This window comes from Kitasatospora sp. NPDC004272, from assembly GCF_053603035.1.
The window spans coordinates 1-23,288 of sequence record NZ_JBSGET010000142.1 but is presented as its reverse complement, the minus strand read 5'-3'; the positions used below and the strand labels follow the sequence as shown (position 1 = coordinate 23,288).

The window sequence follows — 23,288 nt, the reverse complement described above, 5'->3', positions numbered from 1 at the left end:
GGTTGTGCCGGGCGTTCAGTGGTGTGCTCTTCGGTGCCCCGGAGCACGGTGCTCCGGGCCGCCGGCCCGTCCGGGCGTCAGGCGGGCTGGTGCTCGTCCGCCGTGCGGAGCGCGCCCTCGGGGCCGCCCTCCTCGGCGCCCTCGTGCTCGGGGCGGCCGTGCATCGGCAGCAGGAAGATCGCCGCGAAGACCACCACCAGCAGGCCCGCCTCGGCCCACAGGGTGACCTGCTCGGCGTCGGCGAAGCCCGAGCTCTTCAGGCTCTCGAAGAAGACGGTGCCCAGGATCGCGCTTCCCAGGGCCGCGCCGAGCTGCTGCACCGAGGTCAGCGTGCCCGAGGCCGAGCCGGTCTCGTGCGGCTCCACCGAGGCCAGCACCATGCCGAAGAACGGGGCCATCACCAGGCCCATGCCCAGACCGCTGACCGCCAGCGCGGGCACCATCTGCCACGGCGTGACCGCCGCGCCCTGGCTGTGCAGGGTGTACATCAGGCCCAGCACGCCGGCCAGCATCACCACCAGGCCCACGTGCATCACCTTGCGGCCGTACTTCTGCAGCGCCTGGGAGGCGACGAACGCGATCACCATGCCGATCGAGGACGGGATGCCCGTCAGGCCGGACTTGAAGGCGCTGTAGTGCAGGCCGAGCTGGGTGTACAGGCTGAACGTCAGCCAGAAGCCGGTCATCGCGGTGAAGAAGACCAGGCCGAGCGCCATGCCGCCGCTGAAGCCGCGCTTGGCGAACAGGCTGGGCTCGACCAGCGGGTCGGCCCCGGACGCCTTGCGGCGGGCCTCGTACCAGCCGAACAGGCCGAACAGCGCCACGCCCACCGCCAGCAGCGCGAACGCCCACAGCGGCCAGTCGTGCTCGCGGCCCTGGACCAGCGGGTAGATGACCGCGGCCGCGCCGACGGCGGCCAGCAGCGCGCCCAGCAGGTCGAGCCGGACGGTCCGGCCCTGATCCCGGGCGGGCAGGAAGACCCGGCCGCCGACGAAGGCGAACACGCCGAGCGGGATGTTGATCAGGAAGATCATCCGCCAGCCGGTGCCCGCCAGGTCGGCGTCGACCAGCCAGCCGGCCAGGATCGGGCCGCCGACCGTCGACAGGCCCATCACCGGGCCGAACATGCCGAAGGCCGCGCCCTGCTCCTTGGGCGAGAAGATCTCCTTCATGATGCCCAGGCCCTGCGGCAGCATCACCGCGCCCAGCAGGCCCTGCAGCACCCGCGCGGCGACCAGCTGCCAGGGCTCCTGGGCCAGGCCGCAGGCCAGCGAGCCGAGGGTGAACCCGGCCGCGCCGATCATGAACATCCGGCGGCGGCCGAAGATGTCGCCCAGCCGACCACCGGTGATCAGGCCGATGGCCATCGCCAGCGTGTACGCCGCGCCGAGCCACTGGATGGTGGACTCGCCGCCGCCGATGTCCGCCCGGATCGCGGGGGCGGCGATGTTGGTCACCAGCGAGTCCAGCAGGTCCATCACCTCGGCGGCGAGGATGACGAACAGCGCGACCCAGCGCCAGCGGTAGGGTTCGGCGGCGGCGCCGGAGGGCGGCGCCGCGGTGGTGGGGCCGACCGCGTCGGTCATGACAGCTCCTGTTTGCTACCAGGCGCGGAGGACGGGGGCCGCGCGATTGAACGGTGTTTCCTTGGACGAACACCGTTCTACGAGTCGAGCGGCGTTCCCGTCAAACGGATTTCCCCTGACTTCTCCCCGACCCGACCCCGACCCGTCCCCCACCCCGGCCCCGACCCGCCCCCGCCTGCCCGCCCCCTGGCCCGCCGCCCGGCCCCGGCCCACACCGAGCCGACCCCGGGCGGCGGCGCTTCGCACACCCGTCGAACGGCGTTCGCCCGGAGTACGATGATCGCCGACGGAACGTCCAGCGAAAGCAGGTGACCAGATGTCCGCGCGGATGCCCGAGATCCCGTGGCACAAGCCCCGCAAGGCGGAGCCGCGGCAGCCGCTCAGCCGCTCGCTGATCGTGGAGACCGCGGTGCGGGTGCTGGACGCCGAGGGCCTGTCCGGGGTGACGATGCGCCGGGTCGCCCAGGAGCTGGGCACCGGCCCCGCCTCGCTCTACGCGCACGTCTCCAACAAGGAGGAGCTGCTCGACCTGGTGCTGGAGCGGGTGGTCTCGGAGATCCGGATGCCGCTCCGGCCGGAGCCCGAGCGCTGGAAGGAGCAGATCACCGAGATCTGCTTCGAGGCGCAGCGGGTGCTGACCTCCCACCGGGACGTGTCGCTGGTCTCGCTGGGCAGCATCCCGCTGGGCGAGAGCCAGTTGGGGATCACCGAGTTCCTGCTCGACCTGCTGCTCCGGGTCGGCCTGCCGCCCCAGGTCGCCGCCTGGGCGCTGGACGGGCTCGGCCAGCTGATCGACACCGACGCGTACGAGGCGTCGGTGTACGCGGAGCGGATCGCCCGCGGGACGGACATCGGCGAGTACTTCGGCCAGCTGCACGGCTTCCTGCTGGCGCTCCCGGCCGACCGCTTCCCGAATCTGCAGCGGATGGCGGACACCATGGTGACCGGCGAGGGCGACGAGCGCTACGCCTTCAAGATCGAGGTGTTCCTGCGCGGCCTGGAGTCCTACCTGCCCGCCGCCTGACGGGCCGTCAGCGAGCCCGCCGCACCCGCTTTGACCAGTGCTTTGCCGCGATTTGACCGCACCCTGGAACGGGCCTCCCGGAGTGCGGCGGCAAGGGTTGACGGCGACCCCACACAGGTCTATACCAGTGGCAGTCACGTCAACCTCGGCTAGGCACCCGACCGTTGACCCGGCCGCGCACCCCCACCTGCCGCGCGTCCGGGCCGCCGTCCTCGCCGCCTCCTGGAGAGGTCCTCGATGGAACGCGCACTTCCCCCACGCACCCCCGCCACCGCCCCGGCCCGGACCCGCCGCACCAGGCGCTCCGCCGCAGTCGCCCTGTCCGTGTTCGGCCTGCTGGCCGGCGCCGTCTCGGCGGTCGCCGCCTCCGGCCCGGCCAACGCCGCGACCACGGCCGGGCTCGGCTCCAACTGGTACGCCTCCGCGCCGTACCTGATGCCGGAGGACAACAGCCCGCCGGACGCCGCCGCCGTGATGGACGCCACCGGCCAGAAGGCGTTCCAGCTGGCCTTCATCCTGGCCCAGGGCAACACCTGCAGCCCGTCCTGGGGCGGCACCTCCTCGATCGACACCGACACCACGATGCCGGCCGTGATCCAGACCATCCGCAACAAGGGCGGCGACGTCTCGGTGTCGGTGGGCGGCTACGGCGGCACCAAGCTCGGCCAGACCTGCGGCACCCCGGAGGCGACCGCCGCGGCGTACCAGAAGGTCGTCACCAAGTACAACCTCAAGGCGATCGACTTCGACCTGGAGGAGCCGGAGTACGAGAACACCGCCGCCATCCACAACGAGATCGGCGCGGCCCGGATCCTGCAGCAGAACAACCCGGGCATCTACATCTCCATCACCACCGCGGGCACCAACGCCGGCACCGGCTGGTTCGGCACCCAGATGCTGCTGGAGGCGAAGTCCCAGGGCTTCACCCCGAACAACTACTCGATCATGCCGTTCGACGGCGGCTTCAGCGGGGCCTCGGCGCAGACCGACGCGCTGGTGAAGTTCAACCAGCTCCTGCAGAGCACCTTCGGCTGGAACGAGGCCACCGCGTACGCCCACGAGGGCGTGTCGATGATGAACGGCCGCACCGACGCCGCCGAGTACTTCAGGCAGGCGGACTTCCAGACCGTGCTGGACTTCGCCACCGCGCACAAGCTGGCCCGGTACACCTACTGGTCCGTCAACCGCGACCGGCAGTGCCCCGGCACGGTCGACCCCGGCCTGTCCGGCGCCTGCTCCAGCGTGGCCCAGAACGACTGGGACTTCACCAAGTACACCGTGAAGTTCGCCGGCGCGACCCCGCCCACCACCTCCCCGTCGCCGAGCAGCAGCACCTCGCCGAGCACCGGGACCAGCTCCTCCCCGAGCACCGGCACCGGCACCTGCAGCCCGGCCTGGTCCGCCTCCACCACCTACGTGGCGAACGACAAGGCCAGCTACGGCGGCCACAACTACCACGCCAAGTGGTGGACCCTGAACGAGAACCCGTCCGCCAGCGGCCAGTGGGGGGTGTGGGCCGACGACGGCCCGTGCTCCTGAGCCACCCGCGCGAACGGGCGGGCCGCCCGGTCCACGAGCCTCGCGCTCGGGACCGGGCGGCCCGTCCGCTCTCCCCCCGGCGGGGTGTCAGACCTCGGTGCGGTTGCGGAACTCCTCCGTGACGGCGCGGGTGGAGGGCAGGTCGCCGAGCGGTTCGCCGACCACCCGGGAGGCCAGCTCGGACGCCAGCTTGATGACGTCCTCGCGCAGTTCGGCCTCGGCCAGCACCTTGTCCGCGGCCAGCTGCACCTGCGCCTCGGCCACCAGCCGCTCGCGCTGCTGCAGCGCCTCCGCCCGCAGGGCGGCGACCAGGGCCGCGCCCTCCTCGGCGGCGGTCTGCCGGATGGCGGCGGCCTCGTGCCGGGCGGCGGCGAGTTCGGCCTGGAACTCCTGGCGGATGCGTTCCGCCTCGGCCCGGGCCGCCTCCGCGCGGGCGATCCCGCCGTCGGTCTTGTCGTGGCGTTCGGCGAGGGTGCGTTCGATGCGGGGCAGCAGCACCTTGCCGAGCGCCCAGAAGAGGGCGAAGAAGACGATCAGTCCGAGGATCAGCTCGGGCACGTTCGGTTCGAGAGGTCCCATACTCAGTATGCTATCCGCTCATCTGACGATCCGTTCGATCGGGGTCCGCTTCAGCTCCCCTGCCCGGCAGGGGACTTCGCCCGCCGGAGCCTCCCCGTTCAGCCGCCGGTCACCCCGTCGGTGTGCTCGCGCAGCAGGTCGGCGTGGCCGTTGTGGCGGGCGTACTCGGTGATGACGTGCAGGTACGTCATCCGCAGGGACATCTCCTCCCCGTACGCGGCCAGTTGCTCGTCCAGCCCGGCCCCGGCCACCGCCAGGTCGGCGAGCCGCTGCTCCTCCAGCAGCGCCAGGTACTCCTGCTCGGCCCGCTCCGGCTCCAGCAGGTCGAAGTCGGCGTCCTTGTGGCCCTCCACCGCGTGCAGCGGCGGGACGTCCTGGGCGGCGTAGCGGATCCGGAACCACGTCCGCTCCACCTTGGCCAGGTGGCGCATCAGCCCGAGCAGCGAGAGCGAACTCGCGGGCAGCGGGCGCAGCGCGAGCTGTTCGCCGGTCAGGCCGGCGCACTTGTGCAGGAAGGTGGCGCGGTGCCAGGCGAGGTAGTCCGGCAGCAGCTCGGTCTCGGGCGCGGTGAGCGAGCCGCCGGTACGGGTGGTGGCGGGGACGGTCCATGTCATGTGCCCGATCATGCCGACGCCCGCCCCCGGCGCACCAGGGGATTTCTCCCACGCACCCTCCGCCCTCCTCCGCGGACCCCCTCCCGGGCCCCCTCCCGGACCCCCTCCCGGTGCCGGCCCGCCGGTTGGTAGCATCGCGGTGAGCCGTGACTGGCGCGCTGGGATGGAAGTCACCATCGGGAAGCGGCTCCGTGCGGTGCCCCCGGGCACCGCGTGCTGTCGCCGTGCGCCTGGGCCGTCCGAATCGTCGTTCCGTACTACGAGGAGACCGCCCGTGGTCGAGTCCGTGTCCGCCCACACCTTCGGCAGCCCCGCCGCCGACACCGCCTTCCGCAGCGCCCTGGACGTGGTGCGCGCCGTCGAGCCCCGGATCGCCGCGGCGATCTCCGGGGAGCTGACCGACCAGCGCGCCTCGCTGAAGCTGATCGCCAGCGAGAACTACGCCTCGCCCGCCGTGCTGCTGGCGATGGGCAACTGGCTGAGTGACAAGTACGCGGAGGGCACGCCGGGCCGCCGCTTCTACGCGGGCTGCCGCAACGTGGACACCGTGGAGGAGCTGGCGGCCGAGCACGCCCGCGAGCTGTTCGGCGCGGAGCACGCGTACGTGCAGCCGCACTCCGGGATCGACGCCAACCTGGTGGCGTTCTGGGCGGTGCTCTCGCAGCGGGTGGAGAGCCCGGCGCTGCGGCGCGCCGGCGTGCGCAACGTCAACGACCTGAGCGAGCAGGACTGGGCCGAGCTGCGCCGCGAGCTGGGCAACCAGCGGATGCTGGGCATGTCGCTGGACGCGGGCGGCCACCTCACCCACGGCTTCCGGCCGAACATCTCGGGCAAGATGTTCGACCAGCGCAGCTACGGGACGGACCCGGCCACCGGCCTGGTCGACTACGACGAGGTGCGGCGGATCGCCCTGGAGTTCAAGCCGCTGATCCTGGTCGCCGGGTACTCGGCGTACCCGCGGCTGGTGAACTTCCGCCGGATGCGGGAGATCGCGGACGAGGTCGGCGCGACCCTGATGGTCGACATGGCGCACTTCGCGGGCCTGGTCGCGGGCAAGGTGCTGACCGGGGACTTCGACCCGGTGGCGCACGCCCAGATCGTCACCACCACCACGCACAAGTCGCTGCGCGGCCCGCGCGGCGGCATGGTGCTGTGCACCTCGGAACTGGCCGAGCACGTCGACCGGGGCTGCCCGCTGGTGCTCGGCGGCCCGCTGTCGCACGTGATGGCGGCGAAGGCGGTGGCGTTCGCCGAGGCCCGCCGCCCCGAGTTCCAGGTGTACGCCCGGCAGGTGGTCGACAACGCCCGGGCGCTCGCCGAGGGCCTGCTGGCGCGCGGCGCCACGCTGGTGACCGGCGGTACCGACAACCACCTGGTGCTGGCGGACGTCTCCTCGTACGGCCTGACCGGCCGTCAGGCGGAGGCGGCGCTGCTGGACTCCGGCATCGTCACCAACCGCAACGCCGTGCCGCAGGACCCGAACGGCGCCTGGTACACCTCCGGCATCCGGCTCGGCACGCCCGCGCTGACCACCCGCGGGCTGGGCGCGGCGGAGCTGGACGAGGTCGCCGAGCTGATCCACACCGTGCTGACGGCGACCACCCCGGTCGGCTCCTCCAAGGCGCAGTACGCGCTGGACGGGGCCGTCCGCGACTCCGTCGCCAAGCGCGCGGTCGACCTGCTCGCCGACCACCCGCTCTACCCGGGCATCGCGCTCGGCTGATCCTCCCTCCCCGGCGTCCCCGTCCGGACGCCCCGGGCCCGGCCCGCCGCCACCCCCGCGGGCCGGGCCTCCGCCTGCCCCGGCTGCCCCGCCTGGCGCCGGTGCGCCCAAGGCCGGGAACGGCGAACCCACCGCCCTGCGCGCCGCGTTCCACCCCCCGCCGGGGGCCGCCGCCGGCCGGTGACCAACCAGCGGACACCCGCGACCACCGGACGGCCCGCGCCGATAGGCTCGCCCCCGCCGCGGCCGGGCGCGCGACGCCCCGGCCGCCGTTCCGCACACCTTCCGCAGGAGAACGCGCATGCTCAAGGTCAACGAATACTTCGACGGCACGGTCAAGTCGGTCGCCTTCACCTCGGCCGACGGCCCGGCCACCGTGGGCGTGATGGCCCCCGGCGAGTACGAGTTCGGCACCGCCGCGCCGGAGGTCATGCACGTGGTCAGCGGCGCGCTGACCGTCAAGCTCCCGGGCGCCGAGGAGTGGCAGACCTTCTCCGCCGGCGAGCGGTTCTCCGTTCCGGGTGACAGCAAGTTCCAGCTCCAGGTCTCGATCGACACGGCGTACCTCTGCGAGTACCGCTGACCCCGTAGCCCCACTGGCCGAAGGCGCCGGCGGGGCGGGCCTCCCTCCTCTCCCGTCCCCTGCTCCTCCGCTACTTCGCACCGCTGCCCGCTGTTCCGCTGTTCCGCTGTTCCGCGGACCACTGGATCCACGGGCGGGGTCATGCGCCCGTCACCGCCTCCGGCACGGGCCCCCGGGGTCCGGGGACCGCGTCGCCCCCGCCCGGCGGGCTCGCGGGCAGCCGGCGGACGGCGGGGAGGGCGAGCAGGGCGAGCGCGGCCGGGACGGCGAGGGCGGTCATCCCGAACAGGGCGGGCCGCACGCCGAGGCCGTCGGAGAGCGGACCGGCCAGCACCAGGCCGAGCGGCATCAGGGCCACGGAGATCAGGTGGTCGTAGGAGCTGACCCGGGAGAGCACCCGCTCCGGTATGTGCACCTGGAGCAGGGTCTCCCAGAGCACGAAGAACAGGGAGACTCCGACTCCGGTGACCGCCTCCAGCGCGGCGATCACCCAGACCGGCGCGCCGGACCCGATGACCAGCGCCTGGCAGGAGGCCACCGCCATCGCCACCGCGGCGACGGCCATCGGGCGGGCGGGTTTCAGGCGGTAGGCGCAGACGTCTCCCAGGATCGCGCCGAGGCCGAAGGCGATGACCACCACGGCCCACGCGCCGGCACCGCCCCATTCGCGCTCCGCCAGCACCGGCCCGAGCACGAACACCGAGGGCAGCACCACCACGTGGTAGACCGCTATCGCCAGCATCCCCGACCACACCCACGTCCGGCTGCGCACCTGCTGCCAGCCGACCCGCAGTTCGGCCAGGAAACCGGGCCGCTCGGCCCGCTCGGCCCGCTCCGGGTCGGCGGCACCCGCCCCGTCCGCCTCGTCGGGTGCCGCCCCGCCGGCCGGCCCCAGCCGGGCCAGCACGGCGGCGCTGGCGGCGAAACTCGCGGCGTCCACCGCCAGCGCACCGCCGGGCCCGACCGCCGCGATCAGCACCCCGGCCAGCGCGGGTCCGACCACCAGCGACGTCGATTGCACGAACCCGCGCAGCGCGTTCGCCTCGCGCAGCCGGTCGGCGGGGACGAGCAGGGGCAGCAGCCCGGTGGAGGCCGGGAGGAAGAAGGCGTCCGCGACGCCGAACAGCGCCATCAGCAGCGCCAGCGTCCCGACCCGGGCGGTGCCGGTGAGCAGCAGCACGGCGGCGGCCGCCTGGACGGCGCAGCGCACCAGGTCGGAGGCCAGCATGATGCGCTGCCGCGGTATCCGGTCCGCCCAGACGCCCCCGGCCAGTGTGAACACCAGCAGCGGGAGCAGCCCGGCAGCCGTGACCAGGCCGACGTCCGCGGCCGAGCCGCCGATCGCCAGCACCGCGAAGGGCAGCGCCACGAACGAGACCCGGTCCCCCAGGACCGACAGCGACTGCCCGACGAACAGCCGGGCGAACTGGCGCTCGGTGCGGAGCACTTCGGGGATCGGAACGCGCACGGGACCTCCTCGACGAATCCGGCGCTCCCGGCCCACCCGACGGACCCGACGAGCCCGACGGACCGGAGCAGCGCACCCGCCGCACGGGACGGCGAGCAGGGCGATCGTAGGAAGCCCGCGCACCCCCTGTCGCGTGATTTATCCGCAACACGGACAATGCCCCGATTTCACCGAACTTCCTTACCCTGCAAGCGACTTGTCACCAATTGCCTGCCTCTGTCACCCAACCGGTGCGTCGGCCTTCCCCGTTCGCCTTCCCCCCAATCCCAGCGATCGGCCACACTTCTCCAGCCGGTCCGTCGACCTCCCGCCCCCGGCCGACTCCGCCTCCGGCCCGAGACATCGTCAACAGGTCGTCCACTCACCACGCGGGAACCGGCGTGACGAAGGCGTGATCCGGGCGCGACGCGCTTGTGATTGCCGCGTTCGAGTGAATAGGCTCCTCCCAGCCCGCACCACCGGGCCCCGCGCGCGAGAACGCCGAGCCCTGTCCGCCGCGCCGTCGGGTCGACCACCACCACCCTTGGACAGGGGCGGGGGAACCACGATTGTTGCCGTCCCCCACGGCTAGGGGTGAAGCCGTCCGCACCGGGTGACCGGACGCGGCGGCCGGGCCTCCCTCCCGGTCCGAACCCGACAGCTCACCTCGCAGGCGTGCGGAGAGGATCTCGCATGCTCTTCACGGGTTCGGGACGTCACCGTCGGCAGGGTCCGGCGGAGAAGGCAGCCGAGCGCGCGATCGCGGTGGCCGGCGTGGCCGGCGTCGGCATCGCCCTGCCGCTGCTCGCCGTGACCGGCGCGCACGCCGCCCCCAGCGCGGTCTGGGACCGGGTCGCCGAGTGCGAAAGCGGAGGGAACTGGGGCTCCGACGCGGGCAACGGCCTCTACGGCGGCCTGCAGATCAACGCCCAGCGCTGGACGGACTACGGCGGCACCCAGTTCGCCCCGCTGCCGAACGGGGCCACCCGCAGCCAGCAGATCGCCGTCGCCGAACGCATCCTGGCCACCGAGGGCCCCTCGCCCTGGTCCTCGTGCGTGGACGAGGCGGGCCTGAGCACCGCCACCGCGCCGGGCGTCGTCGACGACAACGACTCGGCCGACGAGACGGGTTCGCTGCGCGGCGCCCGCGGCATCGCGGCGGTCAACGCCGCCCCGGACGGCAGCACCGTCCCGAGCGGGAACACCGCGCCGGTGTTCTCCGGCCTGCCCGGCTACGACCCGGTCTCGCACGTGTACTGGTACGAGAAGAACGGCGCCTGGTTCTGGACCAGCCACCAGAGCCTGTACGAGCGTTACCTGCAGCTGACGCACCCCCAGCCGCAGCCGAGCGCCCCCGCCCCGACCGGCCCCGCCCCGGACGCCCCGGCCACGGACGCCCCGACCGCGCCGGGCACCCCGTCGGCCGCCCCCGGCACCCCGCTGCCGCCCACCGACCCGACCGCCACGCCCGGCCCGGGCACGCCCACCGACGGCAGCAACGGGAACGGGAACGGCGGCAACGGGACCGGCCTGGTCCCCACCCTCCCGGTCACCCCGTCGCCCAGCCCGTCCGGCAGCGCCGACTCCTCCGGCACCACCGGCACCACCCCCGCCCCCTCGCCCACCGGCAGCACGGCGGCCCCGGACGCGTCCGCCGCGTCGGCAACCCCGGCTCCGGACCCGGCCGCACCGACGGCTCCGGACCCGGCCGCGTCGACCGCCCCGGATCCGGCCGCACCGGCGGCCCCGGCGGCGGCCGCGTCCGCGCAGCCGTACACCGTCACCACCGGCGACACCCTGGCCGCCATCGCCCGCGAGCACGCGCTGGGCGGTGGCTGGTCCGAGCTCTACAGGTCCAACCAGCAGGTGGTCGGCGAGAACCCGGACCTGATCCGTCCGGGCCAGGTGCTCGACCTGGGCTGACCGACTCCGGGCCGGCCGCCGTCACTTCGGGACGGCGGCCAGCCCGGTGCAGCCGCGCAGGCCGTCGCGGCGCTGCTGGGCGGCCTTCGCGGCGTTCCCGCTCTGCGGGACGGGCACGCCCCGGCCGTCGATGTGGGCGGGGGTGAAGGTCTCGCCGGTGACGCGGCCGTCGGCGGTGACGGTGAGCGTGGTGACGCCGGTCTCGTCGGAGGCGGTGTAGTTCGAGGTGCCGTACCAGAGGAAGTTGCCGAAGCCGTACGCCACGTAGGTCTTGCCGAGCATGCCCGCGCCGAGCATGGTGTGGGCGTGGGTGCCGACCACGGCGGTCGCCCCGGCGTCGGCGAGCTTCTTGGCGAGGGCGCTCTGCGCGCGGGTCGGGCAGGCCACGCCCTCGTCGCCCCAGTGCAGGTAGACCAGGACCACCGGTGCCTGCGCCTTCGCCGCGGTGACGGCGCGCAGCAGCGCGGTCTCGTCGAGGGCGGAGGCGATGCCCGGCTTGTGGGCGCCGGCCCGCCACTTCTGGTTGGTGATCTCGTTGACCTGGCTGGCCCCCAGCACGGCGACCTTCACGCCGCGCACGGTGGCGACGTACGGGGCGTACGCCTCCTCGGCGTCCTTGCCGATGCCGACCACCGGGATCGGGGAGGCGGCCTTGGCGGCGAGGGTGTCGGCGAGGCCGTCGGGGCCGAAGTCGACGGCGTGGTTGTTGGCCTGGGAGACCACGTCGACACCGGCGTCCTTGAGCGCGTCGAGCGCCTTGGGGGTGGTGCGGAAGGTGTAGGTCTTGGGTTCGGCCTTGCCGCGGCCGGTGATGGCGGTCTCCAGGTTGAGCACCGCCAGGTCGGCGGCGGAGAGCGTCGCGGAGATCGGGCCGAGGGCGGTGTCGGCCTTGCCCGCTCCGAGCCGGGAGGCGGTGCGGCCCTCGAAGTGGACGTCTCCCGCGAAGGCGACCGTGATGCTGCCGCCCGTACCGGGGCTCGCCGGGGTGCTCCCCTGCGACTCCCCCGGGGCCGGTCCGGTGGACGCGGCGGCCGTCGGTGCCGGCGTCGCGGACGCCGGGGCCGCGGCGCCGGTGGCAGGGCCGGTGGCGGCCCGGTCCGCGGAGGGTTCCGGTCCGCCGCACCCGGCGACGGTGCTGAGCAGCAGGACGATGGCGGCGGCCGTGCCGGCCGTGGCGCGGTGCATGAACGGACCCCCCGGTGGTTCGGTGACGACGCACTTTATCCGCGTCGCCCGAACACCGGAAGTCCAACATCGACACCGAACGATCACGATCGCACCTCCGGGGCGGACCCGGCCGCCCCGCACCGGACCGGCGGGGGCGTGGAGCCCCGTCCGCTCAGGCCACCACCCCGGCGGCGCGCAGCAGCCAGCGGTTGGTGCGGCCGACCAGTCCGGCCCGGTCGAGCACCGAGACGACCTTCTGGGCCATCTCGGTCTTGGTGGCCCGCCAGCGCGGGTTGGCCCGGGCGGCCGCCCTGCCGACCTCGGGGTCGATGCCGACGGCGGCGTAGAGCCGGGGGTGGATCAGCGCGGTGGTGGCGTAGTAGACGATCAGTCCGATGAACAGCTGCTCGTACCGGCGGCGGACCGGGCCCAGGCGCTTGCGGACGAGCTCCTCGCGGGCGTAGCTGATGTGCCGGGACTCCTCGATGACGTGGATCCGGGAGACCTGGCGGGTGAGCGGCTGGAGGGTGTCGTCGTTCATCACCTCGCGCTGGAAGGCGTCCAGGATCTCCTCGACGTACATGGTGCCGCCGAAGGTCTGGCTGTGGGTGGAGATCGCCTTGAACAGCCGGCCGAGGTTGTGCGCGACGAACCCGGCGCCGTACGCGGGGGCGCCCATCTTGGCGATCATGCGGGCGAACATGATCGAGTGCCGGCACTCGTCGGCGATCTCGGTCAGCGCGTACTGGACGTGGTTGCTGGTCGGGTCCCGGTCGAAGGCGTGGCGCAGCAGCATCTGCATGAGGATCTCCTCGAACCAGATGCCGACGCTGGCGATGGAGGCGACCTCGTGCTTGGAGAGTTCGATCCGCTGTTCTTCGGTCATCCGCTCCCAGAGGGGGGTGCCGTAGAGGGAGAGGTGCCGGGGCGGGCAGTAGTAGGCGCCGGGGACGGGGTCGGCGTCCCAGTCGACGTCGGTGAGGGGGTTGAACGAGAGCTTCGCGGAGGAGGCGAGCAGGCGTTCGGCGGTGCGCTCCCGGTCGGGGGCGGTGCGGGCGGGCTGGGGCGGCATGCCGGCTCCTTCGCGGTGGGGGGCGGAGAGGGTGGAGTGGTGGCACTGCCGCGAAGGTAGAAGTTATTAGACTTTCCGTCAATACACCGCGCGCAGAGCGGCCCGAGCCGCCCCGCCGGGCTCCCACCGGTCCCCGCCCCCGCTCGGCCCGGCGGGCCTGCCACAGCCCCTCCGGGCCGGCCGATCCCCCCTACCAGCCCGCCGGGTCCTACCAGCCCGCCGGGTCCTGCCAGGCCGCCAGCTCCCGTCCGCTGGTGAAGCGCCGCCGCTGCCCGTCCACCGGGTCGGTGAACTCCAGCGAGCGCGCCAGCAGCTGGAGCGGGCGCCGGTAGTCCTCGGGGGCGTCCCCGGCCAGCACCTCGGGGTAGAGCGGGTCGCCCAGGATCGGCAGGCCGAGCCCGTTCATGTGCACCCGCAGCTGGTGGGTGCGGCCGGTGCGCGGGGCGAGCCGGTAGCGGCCCAGGCCGCCGCGGGCCTCGGCCAGCTCGACCCGGCTCTCCGCGTTGGGCTCGCCGGGCTCCTCGTAGGCGTCGAGTCGGCCGCGGTCCTTGCGGATCCGGCTGCGCACCACGGTGGGCAGCCGGGCCGCCGCGGCCGGCTCGTACCGGGCGACCGCCTCGTACTCCTTGACGGCCTCGCGGCGCTCGAACAGGCCCTGGTAGGCGCCGCGCAGCGCGGGGTCGGCGACGAACAGGACCACCCCCGCGGTGAGCCGGTCCAGGCGGTGGGCGGGGCTGAGCCGGGGCAGGCCGAGGTCGCGGCGCAGCCGGGCGAGGGCGGTCTCGGTGGCGTGGCTGCCGCGCGGGGTGGTGGCGAGGAAGTGCGGCTTGTCGGCGACCACGATGCGCTCGTCGCGCTGCAGGACCTCGACGGGGAAGGGCACCACGGGTTCGGGCGGGCCGGGTTCGCGGTGGAACCAGACGTGGCCGCCCGGCCGGTAGGGCGTCCCGGCGGTGACCGGCCCGTCGGCGGCGACGAACTCGCCCGCCGCGAGCATGGCCGCGATCCGTCCGTCTCCGGCGGCGGCGCCGTAGCGCTCCTCCAGGTAGGCGCGGACCGTCGGCCAGGGCCCGTCCGGCGGAAGTCTGACGTGCACGGGGTCGATGCCGTCGCGCTGCGGCAGCGGGCCGACCGGGGCGGGTTTCCTACGCACCACCGCGCGCCGCCCGGGGGTTCGTCCGACGGGTGTCCATCCGGACCACCCTAGCGGGAGGTCACCCGTATGGGCGTGGGCGGCCCGCCGTGCGACGATGGCAGGGCGGTGACCGCCCCCGGAACGGCAGGTGGCCAGATGGACACCGACGAACAGCGCACGATCCCCCGCTTCCGCCCCGCCTCCCCGCATCCGGCGGGCGGCGCGCCGGTACCGGACGGCCTGCTGTCGATCCCGGTGGCGACGGCGCTGATCGCGGCGGACGGCCGGATCCTGCACTGGAGCCCGGACGCGGAAGCCCTGCTCGGCTTCCCGGCGGAGCGGGCGGTGGGGACCCGCGCGGCGGACATCCTGGTGGGCCCGGAGCGGCGCCCGGAGGCGCTGGAGCTGTTCGGCCGGATCCTGAGCGGCCGCGCCTGGGCGGGGGTGTTCCCGGTGCGGCACCGGGACGGCCACCTGGTGCGGCTCGACTTCCGGACCTTCCCGGTGTTCGACCGCGACGGCTCGCCGATGGTGCTGGCGGTGGCCTCGGACGTCAGCGAGGTGCGCCGGCTGGCGGCGGACCTGGCGGTGCTGGACGGGTTCTTCACGCAGTCGCCGGTGGGCATGGGGGTCTTCGACACCGAGCTGCGCTTCGTCCGGCTGAACGAGGCGCTGGCCCGGATCAACGGGCTGCCGGTCTCCCGGCACCTGGGGCGGCGGCTGTCCGAGGTGCTGCCGGGGATCAACGGGCGGACCGCCGAGGCGACGATGCGCCGCATCCTGGCCGACGGCCGGCCGCTGGTGGACCTGCGGACGCACGGCCGGACGGCGGCCGACCCGGAGCGCGAGCACGCCTGGTCGGTGTCGACCTTCCGGCTGGAGCAGCCGGACGGCACGGTGCTCGGCGTGTGCACCACGGTCGTGGACATCACCGACCGCTTCGAGGCGGAGAGCGCCGCCGAGGCCGCCCAGCAGCGGCTGGCGCTGCTGAACGAGGCGTCCACCCGGATCGGCACCACGCTGGACCTGGCCACCACGGCCCGGGAACTGGCCGAGACCGCCGCGCCGAGCCTGGCCGACACCGTGGTGGTGGAGGTGCTGGACGGCCTGGTGCGGGGCGAGTCGGCCGTGCTGCCCGGCCGGGCGGACCGGACCGCGGTGCTGCGCCGGATGGCGTTCCACACCGTCCCGGACAGCGGGATGACCCCGATCGCGCCGGTGGGCTCGGTGCAGCGGCTGCACCCGAGCACGCCGTACGCGTGGGCGCTGTCGCACGGCCGGCCGGTGCTGGTGCCGCGCACGGACGGCGCCGCGATGAGCTGGTTCGCGGACGACCCGGTGCGCGGCGGGGCGATCCGGGCCCAGGGGGTGCACTCGCTGATGGTGGTGCCGCTGATCGCCCGCGGGGCGGCGATCGGCACGGCCACCTTCTTCCGCTCCCGGAGCGCGGCGCCGTACGACCGGACGGACCTGGCATTGGCGAGCGAGCTGGCGGCCCGGGCGGCGGTGTCGATCGACAACGCGCTGCTGTACACCCGGGAGCGGGACGCGGCCGAGCAGCGGCAGCGGGCGCTGGAGGCGGCGGAGGCCGCGCAGCAGCGGCTGGCGCTGCTGAACGAGGCGTCCACCCGGATCGGCACCACGCTGGACCTGGCGATCACCGCGCGGGAGCTGGTGGACGTGGTGATCCCCCGGTTCGCGGACTTCGTGACGGTGGACATCCGCGAGGCGGTGCTGACCGGCGAGGACCCGGAGCCGGTGCCGGACTCGGGCTCGGTGGCGCTGCGCGCGATCGCGGTGGGCGAGCGGGAGGAGGGCACCCTGCTGACCGGAGCGGCGGACCAGGTCGGGGAGACCACGCACTCGGCCAAGCTGTACGCCCGGGCGATGCGCACCGGCCGGTCGGTGCTGGTCCCGCACGTCGACGAGTTCGAGCTGCGCCGGATCGTCACCCACCCGGAGCGGGTCCAGCCGGGCCTGGACGCCGGGATCCACTCGTACCTGATGGTGCCGCTGCTGGCACGCGGCCAGGTGCTGGGCGGGGTGGAGTTCGTGCGGCTGGCGAACCCGGAGCCGTTCACCCCGGCGGACCGGGCGCTGGGCGAGGAGCTGGCGGCCCGGGCGGCGGTGTGCATCGACAACGCCCGGCTGTACCGGCGGGAGCGGGACACCGCGCTGACCCTGCAGCGCAGCCTGCTGCCGCAGGACGTGCACGGCACGCCGGGGCTGGAGGTCGCGCACCGGTACCTGCCCTCGACGGTGGGCGACGAGATCGGCGGTGACTGGTTCGACGTGGTGCCGCTGACCGGCGGCCGGGTGGCGCTGATCGTCGGCGACGTGATGGGGCACGGCATCCGGGCGGCCGCCACGATGGGCCAGCTGCGGACGGTGGCGCGGACGCTGGTGACGCTGGACCTCGATCCGGCGCGGGTGCTGCGGCGGCTGGACGAGGCGACCGCGCAGCTGGGCGAGGGCCAGTTCGCGACCTGCGTGTGCGCGGTGTTCGACCCGGTCGACGAGGAGTGCGTCCTGGCCTCGGCGGGCCACCTGCCGCCGGTGCTCTCCGACCGGGACGGCCGGGCCCGGCTGGTGGAGCCGCCGCCGGGGGCGCCGCTGGGCGTCGGCGGGGTGCCGTTCGAGTCGGTGCGCTTCCCGCTGCACGAGGACGGGCTGCTGGTGCTGTACACCGACGGGCTGGTGGAGCGGCGCGGGCAGGACCTGGACGAGGGGCTGGAGCTGCTGCGCGAGACGGTGACGCACCGTCAGCCGACCCTGGAGCAGGGCTGCGACGCGGTGCTGGGGGCGTTCGGGTCGACGCTGGGGCAGGACGACGTGGCGGTGATCATGGCGCACTCCGGGCCGGTCGGTGCGGACCGGCTGGCGACGCTGGCGTTGTCCGGCGATCCGGCGCTGCTGCGGCACGCCCGGGAGTTCACCCGGCGGACGCTGACCGGCTGGGGGCTGACCTCGCTGGTGGAGCCGGTGGTGCTGCTGACCGGGGAGCTGCTGGCCAACGCGGTGCTGCACGCCGGTTCGCCGCTGCAGCTGCGGCTGTTCCGGGGGGCGCTGCTGACGGTGGAGGTGTCGGACGCGGACAGCCGGGAGCCGCGGCTGCGGCCGGTGGGCGAGCACGACGAGGGCGGGCGCGGGATGCTGCTGATCAACGAGTTGGCGCACCGCTGGGGCAGCCGGGCGACCCGGGACGGCAAGGTGGTCTGGTTCGAGATGGAGCTGCCGGTCCGATCGTCGTACTGACGCGGAGCCAACTCCCCTGCGGTGCAAGCCCGTCAACCCTGCGCGTCACCCGGTACGGCATCCGGCGGTACCGCGCTCACCCGTCGCGGCGGTGCTCTTGCCCCGGCCGGGTGACTGCCCGGCCCGCGGCGTGCGGTGCGGGCCCGCGGCCGCCGATGATCGTCGCGTCCGGCAGCAACCCGCGTCCGACGCCACGGCGTTGGGCGCCGAGCATGGAGAACTCGATGCGTTCCAGCATGGCCAAGGTCACCACCGCCACCCTCCTCACCGGTCTCGCCCTGCTCGGCGCGGCGGGCACCGCCTCCGCCCACTCCCACCACCACCACCACATGCACCCGCACGGGGCGCTGGCCGTCGGCGGCGACGCGGCGGCCCAGGGCGGCGACGCGGGCGCGGTCGGCGGGGACGCCGAGGCGCTCAGCGGCTCCGCGCTGGCCGTCGGCGGCGACGCACTGGGCAACGGCGGCGACGCCCTCGCGGTGGGCGGCGACGCGTTCTCCTCGCACTGACCACCCGGTGACCCGGTAGGAGTGCGCGGCCGGGCGGGTCCGCGCGGACCCGCCCGGCCGTCGCGTCCGCTACGGGAGCGGGGTGACGTACGCGCCGGAGATGCCGCCGTCCACCAGGAAGGTGTTGGCGGTCATGAAGGACGAGTCGTCGCTGGCCAGGAAGGCCACCGCGGCGGCGATCTCCTCGGGTTCGGCGAACCGGCCGAGCGGGATGTGCACCAGCCGGCGGGCGGCGCGCTCCGGGTCCTCGGCGAACAGCTCCCGCAGCAGCGGGGTGTTGACCGGCCCCGGGCACAGCGCGTTGACCCGGATGCCCTCGCGGGCGAACTCCACGCCCAGCTCACGGCTCATCGCCAGCACGCCGCCCTTGGACGCGCTGTAGGAGATCTGCGAGGTGGCGGCGCCCATCACCGCCACGAAGGACGCGGTGTTGATGATCGAGCCCCTGCCCTGCCGCCGCATGTGGCCGATCGCGTACTTGCAGCACAGGTACACCGAGGTCAGGTTGACGTCCTGGACGCGCTTCCACGCCTCCAGGCCGGTGACCAGGATCGAGTCGTCGTCGGGCGGGGAGATGCCCGCGTTGTTGAACGCCACGTCGAGGCTGCCGTAGCGCTCGACGGCGGTGTCGAACAGCGCCCGGACCTGCTCCTCGTCGGTGACGTCGGTGCGCACGAACAGGCCGCCGGCCTCGTTGGCGGCCTTGGCGCCGCTCTCCTCGTCGATGTCGGCGCACACCACCTTCGCCCCCTCGGCGGCGAAGCGGCGCACCGTGGCCAGGCCGATGCCGCTGCCCGCGCCGGTGACGACCGCCACCCGGCCCTCAAGTCGCTTGCTCATGTGGCTCATTCCTCCGTGGCGATGAAGACGTTCTTGATCTCGGTGAAGGCGTGCAGGGCGTCCGGTCCGAGTTCGCGGCCCAGGCCGGACTGTTTGAAGCCGCCGAACGGCGTCCAGTAGCGCACCGAGGAGTGCGAGTTGACGGACAGGTTGCCCGCCTCCACCGCCCGGGCCACCCGCAGCGCCCGGCCCACGTCGCGCGTCCAGATCGAACCGGACAGGCCGTACTCGGTGGCGTTGGCGATCCGCACCGCGTCGCTCTCGCCGCGGAAGGGGACCACGGCGACCACCGGGCCGAACACCTCCTCGGTGAACGCCCGGTGGTCGGGGGCGATCGGCGCCAGCACCGTCGGCGGGCACCAGAAGCCGGGCCCCTCGGGCGCGCTGCCGCGGAACGCCACCTCGGTGTCGCCGTCCACGTAGGAGGCGACCCGGGCCCGGTGCGCGGCCGAGATCAGCGGCCCCATCTCGGTCTTCTCGTCCGCCGGGTCGCCGACCCGCACGCCCCGGACGGCGCGCTCCAGCCGCTCCAGGAACTCCTCGTACACGCTCGCCTCGACCAGGATCCGGGAGCGCGCGCAGCAGTCCTGCCCGGCGTTGTCGAAGACGGCGTACGGGGCGGTGGCGGCGGCCTTGTCGAGGTCGGCGTCGGCGAAGACGATGTTGGCGCTCTTGCCGCCGAGTTCGAGCGTGACGGGCTTGACCTGGGCGGCGCAGCCCGCCATCACGGATTTCCCGACGGCGGTGGAGCCGGTGAACACCACCTTGCGGACGCCGGGGTGGGTGACGAAGCGCTGCCCGACCACCGGGCCGCGGCCGGGGAGCACCTGCAGCACGCCCTCGGGCAGGCCCGCGCGCAGGGCGAGTTCGGCCAGCCGCAGTGCGGTGAGCGGGGTGAGCTCGGCGGGTTTGACGATGACGGTGTTCCCCGCGGCCAGCGCGGGGGCCAGCGCCCAGGCGGCGATCGGCAGCGGGAAGTTCCACGGGACGATCACGCCGACCACGCCGAGCGGTTCGTGGAAGGTGACGTCGAGGCCGCCGGCGACCGGGATCTGTCGGCCGAACAGCCGCTCGGGGGCGCCCGCGTAGTACTCGATGACGTCGCGGGCGTTGCCCGCCTCCCAGCGGGCGTTGCCGATGGTGTGCCCGGCGTTGGCGACCTCCAGGAGGGCCAGCTGCTCGCGTTCGGCGTCCACTTCGGCGGCGAAGCGGCGCAGCAGCCGGGCCCGGTCGCCGGGCGCCACCTTCCGCCAGCCCTCGAAGGCGGCCGCGGCCCGGGCGATCGCCGCGTCGGTGGCGGCCGGGTCGGCCAGGTCGACGGTGGCGATCACCTCCTCGGTGGCGGGGTTGACCACCCGGTACCGGTCGGGTTCCTCGGGCACCTGCTCCTCCTCGCGCTCGTGCTCGGGTCCTGCTCGTGCTCGTACTCGTGCTGGTGTCACAGCCGCTCGAAGCCGCGGCGGCGCTCCCAGTCGGTCACCGCGGCGCCGTAGGCGGCGAGTTCGACCCGGCCGGCGTGGGCGTAGTGCCGGACGACGTCCTTGCCGAAGGCCACCGTGGCGGCCTCGCTGCGCTCGAACCGGTCGACGGCCTCGCGCAGCGCCGCGGGCACCCGGGGCGCGTCGGAGGCGTAGGCGTTGCCGGTGAACTCGTCCTCCAGCGGCAGTTGGTGCTCCACCCCGTGCAGCCCGGCGGCGATCAGCGCGGCCACCGCCAGGTAGGGGTTGACGTCGCCGCCGGGCACCCGGTTCTCGAACCGCAGCGAGGCCCCCTGCCCGACCACCCGCAGCGCGCACGTCCGGTTGTCGCGGCCCCAGGCGATCGCGGTGGGGGCGAAGCTGCCCGGCACGTAGCGCTTGTACGAGTTGACGGTCGGGGCGAGCAGCAGCGCGAACTGGTCGAGGCAGGCGAGCTGCCCGGCGAGGAAGTGCTCCATCGTCCGGGAGAAGCCGTGCGCGCCCTCGCCGGGGAACACCGGGCGGCCGCGCTCGTCGCGCAGGCTCAGGTGCACGTGGCAGGAGTTGCCCTCGCGCTGGTCGTACTTGGCCATGAAGGTGAGGCTGACGCCCTCCTGCGCGGCGATCTCCTTCGCGCCGGTCTTGTAGACGGCGTGGTCGTCGCAGGTGGTCAGCGCGTCGGCGTAGCGGAACGCGATCTCGTGCTGCCCGAGGTTGCACTCGCCCTTCGCGGACTCCACCGTCAGCCCGGCCCCGGCCATACCGGTGCGCAGGCGGCGCAGCAGCGGTTCGATCCGGGCGGTGCCGAGGATCGAGTAGTCGACGTTGTACTGGTTGACGGGCGTGAGGTCCTGGTAGTGCTTCTCCCAGGCCCGCTCGTAGCTGTCCCGGAACACCATGAACTCCAGCTCGGTGCCCACGTACGCGCGCCAGCCGTAGCCGGCCAGCCGTTCCAACTGGCGGCGCAGCACCTGGCGGGGCGAGACCGCCACCTGGGTGCCGTCGTGGTGGGCGAGGTCGCACTGGACCATGGCGGTGGCCGGGTGCCAGGGCACCATCCGCAGGGTGGCCGGGTCCGGGGCGAAGACCAGGTCCCCGTAGCCGCTCTCCCAGGAGGAGACGGTGTAGCCGTCCACCGTGTTCATCTCCACGTCCACCGCCAGCAGGTACCCGCAGCCCTCGGCGCCGTCGGCCAGCACCTCGGCCAGGAAGTACCCGGCGTCCAGGCGCTTGCCCTGCAGTCGGCCCTGCATGTCGGTGACGGCCAGCACGACCGTCTCCACCTCGCCCCCGGCCACCAGTTCCCGCAGCCGCTCCACCGTGAGCCGTGTCCCGGTCATCCGCCCACCACCTCCGCCACCCGGCCAGCCGCACGCGGACCGGTCCGCCACAGCGACGATGATCCCGCCCCGGGCACGGGCGCACCAGTGTCCGCGCGGGTGTCGTGTGTACCTGATAAACCGTCAGAAGATCACTTGTACACGAGATATGACTGGCCATCAGCCGAACTGCTCGCTCCTCTTGCCCGTGCTTCCCGCTTCTCCGCGCTCCGCGCGCGGTCGGAAATCCGATTGCCCGGGGGCGGGCCGTCCTGCTTCGGTGGCGGGTGCTCGCCCGTCCCACCTCTCCTGGAGTCCGCCACCCGTGACCTTCCGCCTGACCCCCCTCGTCGATCCCGCCGAAAGCTCCTCCGCCCGCCGCCTCGCCTGGCTGGCCGCCGCCCCGGACGGCGCCCCGCTCGGCAGCGCCTTCCTGCGGCTGTTCACCTCCCCCGAACAGGCCCACCTCGGTGAGCTCTCCCTGGACGTCCACCCGGCCGAACGGCGGCGCGGGGTCGGGTCGGCACTGCTCGCGGCCGCGCTGGCCACCGCCCGGACGGAGGGGCGCCGCGCGCTGCTCTCCCGGGCGGTCGAGGGCTCCCCGGGCGGTGCCTTCCTCTCCGACCGCGGCTTCGAACCGGCCCTCGTCCTCGACTTCGCCCGGCTGGACCTGGCCACCGGCCGCACCGCTCAGGGCACCGCCGCCGACCCCGCCGCCCACGGCACCGGCCCGGTGGCCGAACTCCCGCCCGGCTACCGGTTGGTCTCCTGGGTCGGCCACTGCCCCGCGGAGTGGCTGCCGGCCTTCACCCGCTCGCGCACCGCGATGGACGACGTGCCGATGGGCGACACCGGCTTCGGCCAGGTGGTCTGGGACGAGGCCCGGGTGCTGTCCGCCGCGCGGGCGGTCGCCGCCCGGGGCGAACTGCTGCACACCGTCGCCGTGGCCGAGGAGGCCACCGGCGACCTGGTCGGCTTCAGCGAACTGGTGCTGCCCGCCGACCGGTGCGGTGACGCCCAGCACTACGGCACCGCCGTCCGACCCGCCCACCGCAGGCGCGGCCTGGCCCGGGCGATGAAGGCCGAGGCGATCCGCTGGACCAGGGCCGAGCACCCCGGGATCACCGGTCTGCTCGCCGACACCGCCGAGCACAACACCGGCATGCTGGCGGTCAACCGCGCCCTGGGCTACCGCAGCACCCACCGCTGCGTCGAGTTCCGGCTGCCCCTGTAGCCCGTTCAGCCCGCCCGCGTCCCGTTCAACCCGCCCGCGGCCGGTTCAACCCGCCCGCTCCACCACCCCGCCCGGGGCCGCCCCCGCGTCGTCGGCCCCGGCGGCGGTCCACCGGGCCGTGGCACCGCCGATCAGGACCGCGCCGACGGCGAAGGAGAGCAGGACCTTCCAGTCGGGCGCTCCGCCGCGGGCCAGACCCTGGACCGCCCAGCGGGCCAGCGCCCAGCCCGCGGCGGCCAGGCCAGCGAGCAGGACGGCGGCCCGGGCGGCGGCCGGGCCCGC

At 74.2% G+C, this 23,288-nt stretch carries 20 protein-coding genes and 2 riboswitches; of the genes, 8 read left to right on the top strand and 12 right to left on the bottom strand.

Annotated features, from left to right (window positions below; all coding sequences use genetic code 11):
* Positions 1-77: 77 nt before the first annotated feature.
* Positions 78-1,586, bottom strand: a complete 1,509-nt coding sequence (locus ACWEO5_RS31675) for an MFS transporter (protein ID WP_452165598.1) — start codon at positions 1,584-1,586, stop codon at positions 78-80.
* A gap of 316 nt (positions 1,587-1,902) precedes the next feature.
* Here ACWEO5_RS31675 and ACWEO5_RS31670 point away from each other — a divergent pair, with 316 nt between their 5' ends.
* Together ACWEO5_RS31670 and ACWEO5_RS31665 are read left to right on the top strand one after the other, a co-directional pair.
* Positions 1,903-2,610 (top strand): TetR family transcriptional regulator, encoded by a 708-nt coding sequence (locus tag ACWEO5_RS31670; protein ID WP_452165597.1) that lies wholly within the window; start codon positions 1,903-1,905, stop codon positions 2,608-2,610.
* Between the two features lie 237 nt (positions 2,611-2,847).
* Entirely contained in the window at positions 2,848-4,149 is a 1,302-nt protein-coding gene (locus ACWEO5_RS31665) for a carbohydrate-binding protein (RefSeq protein WP_452165596.1), read from the top strand.
* 87 nt (positions 4,150-4,236) lie between these two features.
* Here ACWEO5_RS31665 and atpF read toward each other — a convergent pair whose 3' ends face one another.
* The gene (atpF, locus tag ACWEO5_RS31660) at positions 4,237-4,728 is read right to left on the bottom strand and encodes a F0F1 ATP synthase subunit B (RefSeq protein ID WP_452165595.1); all 492 of its coding nucleotides are present in this window, start codon (positions 4,726-4,728) and stop codon (positions 4,237-4,239) included.
* Positions 4,729-4,826: 98 nt separating this feature from the next.
* Positions 4,827-5,342 carry a DinB family protein gene (locus ACWEO5_RS31655; protein WP_344556754.1) on the bottom strand — a complete coding sequence of 172 codons (516 nt, stop codon included), beginning with the start codon at positions 5,340-5,342 and terminating at the stop codon, positions 4,827-4,829.
* 136 nt (positions 5,343-5,478) lie between these two features.
* Positions 5,479-5,585: riboswitch (ZMP/ZTP riboswitch) on the top strand.
* Positions 5,586-5,616: 31 nt separating this feature from the next.
* Between ACWEO5_RS31655 and ACWEO5_RS31650 the strand changes: the two genes are divergently transcribed.
* Together ACWEO5_RS31650 and ppnP are read left to right on the top strand one after the other, a co-directional pair.
* Positions 5,617-7,065 (top strand): glycine hydroxymethyltransferase, encoded by a 1,449-nt coding sequence (locus tag ACWEO5_RS31650; RefSeq protein ID WP_344556753.1) that lies wholly within the window; start codon positions 5,617-5,619, stop codon positions 7,063-7,065.
* A 301-nt stretch (positions 7,066-7,366) separates the two neighbouring features.
* On the top strand, positions 7,367-7,648 hold the full coding sequence (gene ppnP, locus ACWEO5_RS31645; protein ID WP_344556752.1) for a pyrimidine/purine nucleoside phosphorylase: 282 nt from the start codon (positions 7,367-7,369) through the stop codon (positions 7,646-7,648).
* A 139-nt stretch (positions 7,649-7,787) separates the two neighbouring features.
* On the opposite strand, the gene ACWEO5_RS31640 is transcribed toward ppnP, so the two are convergent.
* Positions 7,788-9,116 carry an MFS transporter gene (locus ACWEO5_RS31640; protein ID WP_452165594.1) on the bottom strand — a complete coding sequence of 443 codons (1,329 nt, stop codon included), beginning with the start codon at positions 9,114-9,116 and terminating at the stop codon, positions 7,788-7,790.
* A gap of 505 nt (positions 9,117-9,621) precedes the next feature.
* Positions 9,622-9,785, top strand: a riboswitch (cyclic di-AMP (ydaO/yuaA leader).
* A 3-nt stretch (positions 9,786-9,788) separates the two neighbouring features.
* Between ACWEO5_RS31640 and ACWEO5_RS31635 the strand changes: the two genes are divergently transcribed.
* A complete protein-coding gene (locus tag ACWEO5_RS31635) occupies positions 9,789-11,018 on the top strand; it encodes a transglycosylase family protein (protein WP_452165593.1) in 1,230 nt (409 codons plus the stop codon).
* Between the two features lie 21 nt (positions 11,019-11,039).
* Here the strand turns inward: ACWEO5_RS31635 and ACWEO5_RS31630 are convergent, their stop codons facing one another.
* From ACWEO5_RS31630 to ACWEO5_RS31620, 3 genes are all read right to left on the bottom strand, one after another.
* Complete coding sequence (locus tag ACWEO5_RS31630; protein ID WP_452165592.1) at positions 11,040-12,203, bottom strand: CapA family protein; 1,164 nt, start codon at positions 12,201-12,203, stop codon at positions 11,040-11,042.
* A 154-nt stretch (positions 12,204-12,357) separates the two neighbouring features.
* Positions 12,358-13,257: an AurF N-oxygenase family protein gene (locus tag ACWEO5_RS31625; protein ID WP_452165591.1), complete on the bottom strand. Its 900-nt coding sequence runs from the start codon at positions 13,255-13,257 to the stop codon at positions 12,358-12,360.
* Positions 13,258-13,465: 208 nt separating this feature from the next.
* Positions 13,466-14,413: a pseudouridine synthase gene (locus tag ACWEO5_RS31620; protein ID WP_452165590.1), complete on the bottom strand. Its 948-nt coding sequence runs from the start codon at positions 14,411-14,413 to the stop codon at positions 13,466-13,468.
* Positions 14,414-14,548: 135 nt separating this feature from the next.
* Between ACWEO5_RS31620 and ACWEO5_RS31615 the strand changes: the two genes are divergently transcribed.
* Positions 14,549-17,647 carry a SpoIIE family protein phosphatase gene (locus ACWEO5_RS31615; protein ID WP_452165589.1) on the top strand — a complete coding sequence of 1,033 codons (3,099 nt, stop codon included), beginning with the start codon at positions 14,549-14,551 and terminating at the stop codon, positions 17,645-17,647.
* Between the two features lie 76 nt (positions 17,648-17,723).
* Here the strand turns inward: ACWEO5_RS31615 and ACWEO5_RS31610 are convergent, their stop codons facing one another.
* Complete coding sequence (locus ACWEO5_RS31610; protein WP_344556743.1) at positions 17,724-17,885, bottom strand: hypothetical protein; 162 nt, start codon at positions 17,883-17,885, stop codon at positions 17,724-17,726.
* Here ACWEO5_RS31610 and ACWEO5_RS31605 point away from each other — a divergent pair.
* Positions 17,872-18,156 carry a hypothetical protein gene (locus ACWEO5_RS31605; RefSeq protein ID WP_452165588.1) on the top strand — a complete coding sequence of 95 codons (285 nt, stop codon included), beginning with the start codon at positions 17,872-17,874 and terminating at the stop codon, positions 18,154-18,156. The two genes, ACWEO5_RS31610 and ACWEO5_RS31605, sit on opposite strands and share 14 nt — an antisense overlap.
* Positions 18,157-18,225: 69 nt before the next feature.
* Here the strand turns inward: ACWEO5_RS31605 and ACWEO5_RS31600 are convergent, their stop codons facing one another.
* From ACWEO5_RS31600 to ACWEO5_RS31590, 3 genes are read right to left on the bottom strand one after another with little or no spacing between them, the layout of a single operon-like run.
* Positions 18,226-19,005, bottom strand: coding sequence for a 3-oxoacyl-ACP reductase (locus tag ACWEO5_RS31600; RefSeq protein ID WP_452165587.1), 780 nt, complete (start codon positions 19,003-19,005; stop codon positions 18,226-18,228).
* Positions 19,002-20,378: an aldehyde dehydrogenase family protein gene (locus tag ACWEO5_RS31595; RefSeq protein WP_452165586.1), complete on the bottom strand. Its 1,377-nt coding sequence runs from the start codon at positions 20,376-20,378 to the stop codon at positions 19,002-19,004. Before ACWEO5_RS31595 ends, ACWEO5_RS31600 begins: the two co-directional genes overlap by 4 nt.
* 56 nt (positions 20,379-20,434) lie before the next feature.
* On the bottom strand, positions 20,435-21,793 hold the full coding sequence (locus ACWEO5_RS31590; protein ID WP_452165585.1) for a glutamine synthetase family protein: 1,359 nt from the start codon (positions 21,791-21,793) through the stop codon (positions 20,435-20,437).
* Positions 21,794-22,097: 304 nt separating this feature from the next.
* Here ACWEO5_RS31590 and ACWEO5_RS31585 point away from each other — a divergent pair, with 304 nt between their 5' ends.
* Positions 22,098-23,006 carry an N-acetyltransferase family protein gene (locus ACWEO5_RS31585; protein ID WP_452165584.1) on the top strand — a complete coding sequence of 303 codons (909 nt, stop codon included), beginning with the start codon at positions 22,098-22,100 and terminating at the stop codon, positions 23,004-23,006.
* Positions 23,007-23,051: 45 nt separating this feature from the next.
* On the opposite strand, the gene ACWEO5_RS31580 is transcribed toward ACWEO5_RS31585, so the two are convergent.
* The coding region (locus tag ACWEO5_RS31580) for a hypothetical protein (protein WP_452165583.1) at positions 23,052-23,288 on the bottom strand (237 nt) is incomplete at its 5' end.

Excerpts from the sequence above, each read along its gene's own strand:
- ACWEO5_RS31675 (WP_452165598.1), bottom strand. The coding sequence starts at position 1,586 with ATGACCGACGCGGTCGGCCCCACCACCGCGGCGCCGCCCTCCGGCGCC.
- ACWEO5_RS31670 (WP_452165597.1), top strand. The coding sequence starts at position 1,903 with ATGTCCGCGCGGATGCCCGAGATCCCGTGGCACAAGCCCCGCAAGGCG.
- ACWEO5_RS31665 (WP_452165596.1), top strand. The coding sequence starts at position 2,848 with ATGGAACGCGCACTTCCCCCACGCACCCCCGCCACCGCCCCGGCCCGG.
- atpF (WP_452165595.1), bottom strand. The coding sequence starts at position 4,728 with ATGGGACCTCTCGAACCGAACGTGCCCGAGCTGATCCTCGGACTGATC.
- ACWEO5_RS31655 (WP_344556754.1), bottom strand. The coding sequence starts at position 5,342 with ATGACATGGACCGTCCCCGCCACCACCCGTACCGGCGGCTCGCTCACC.
- ppnP (WP_344556752.1), top strand. The coding sequence starts at position 7,367 with ATGCTCAAGGTCAACGAATACTTCGACGGCACGGTCAAGTCGGTCGCC.
- ACWEO5_RS31635 (WP_452165593.1), top strand. The coding sequence starts at position 9,789 with ATGCTCTTCACGGGTTCGGGACGTCACCGTCGGCAGGGTCCGGCGGAG.
- ACWEO5_RS31630 (WP_452165592.1), bottom strand. The coding sequence starts at position 12,203 with ATGCACCGCGCCACGGCCGGCACGGCCGCCGCCATCGTCCTGCTGCTC.
- ACWEO5_RS31625 (WP_452165591.1), bottom strand. The coding sequence starts at position 13,257 with ATGCCGCCCCAGCCCGCCCGCACCGCCCCCGACCGGGAGCGCACCGCC.
- ACWEO5_RS31615 (WP_452165589.1), top strand. The coding sequence starts at position 14,549 with ATGGACACCGACGAACAGCGCACGATCCCCCGCTTCCGCCCCGCCTCC.
- ACWEO5_RS31605 (WP_452165588.1), top strand. The coding sequence starts at position 17,872 with ATGCGTTCCAGCATGGCCAAGGTCACCACCGCCACCCTCCTCACCGGT.
- ACWEO5_RS31610 (WP_344556743.1), bottom strand. The coding sequence starts at position 17,885 with ATGCTGGAACGCATCGAGTTCTCCATGCTCGGCGCCCAACGCCGTGGC.
- ACWEO5_RS31600 (WP_452165587.1), bottom strand. The coding sequence starts at position 19,005 with ATGAGCCACATGAGCAAGCGACTTGAGGGCCGGGTGGCGGTCGTCACC.
- ACWEO5_RS31590 (WP_452165585.1), bottom strand. The coding sequence starts at position 21,793 with ATGACCGGGACACGGCTCACGGTGGAGCGGCTGCGGGAACTGGTGGCC.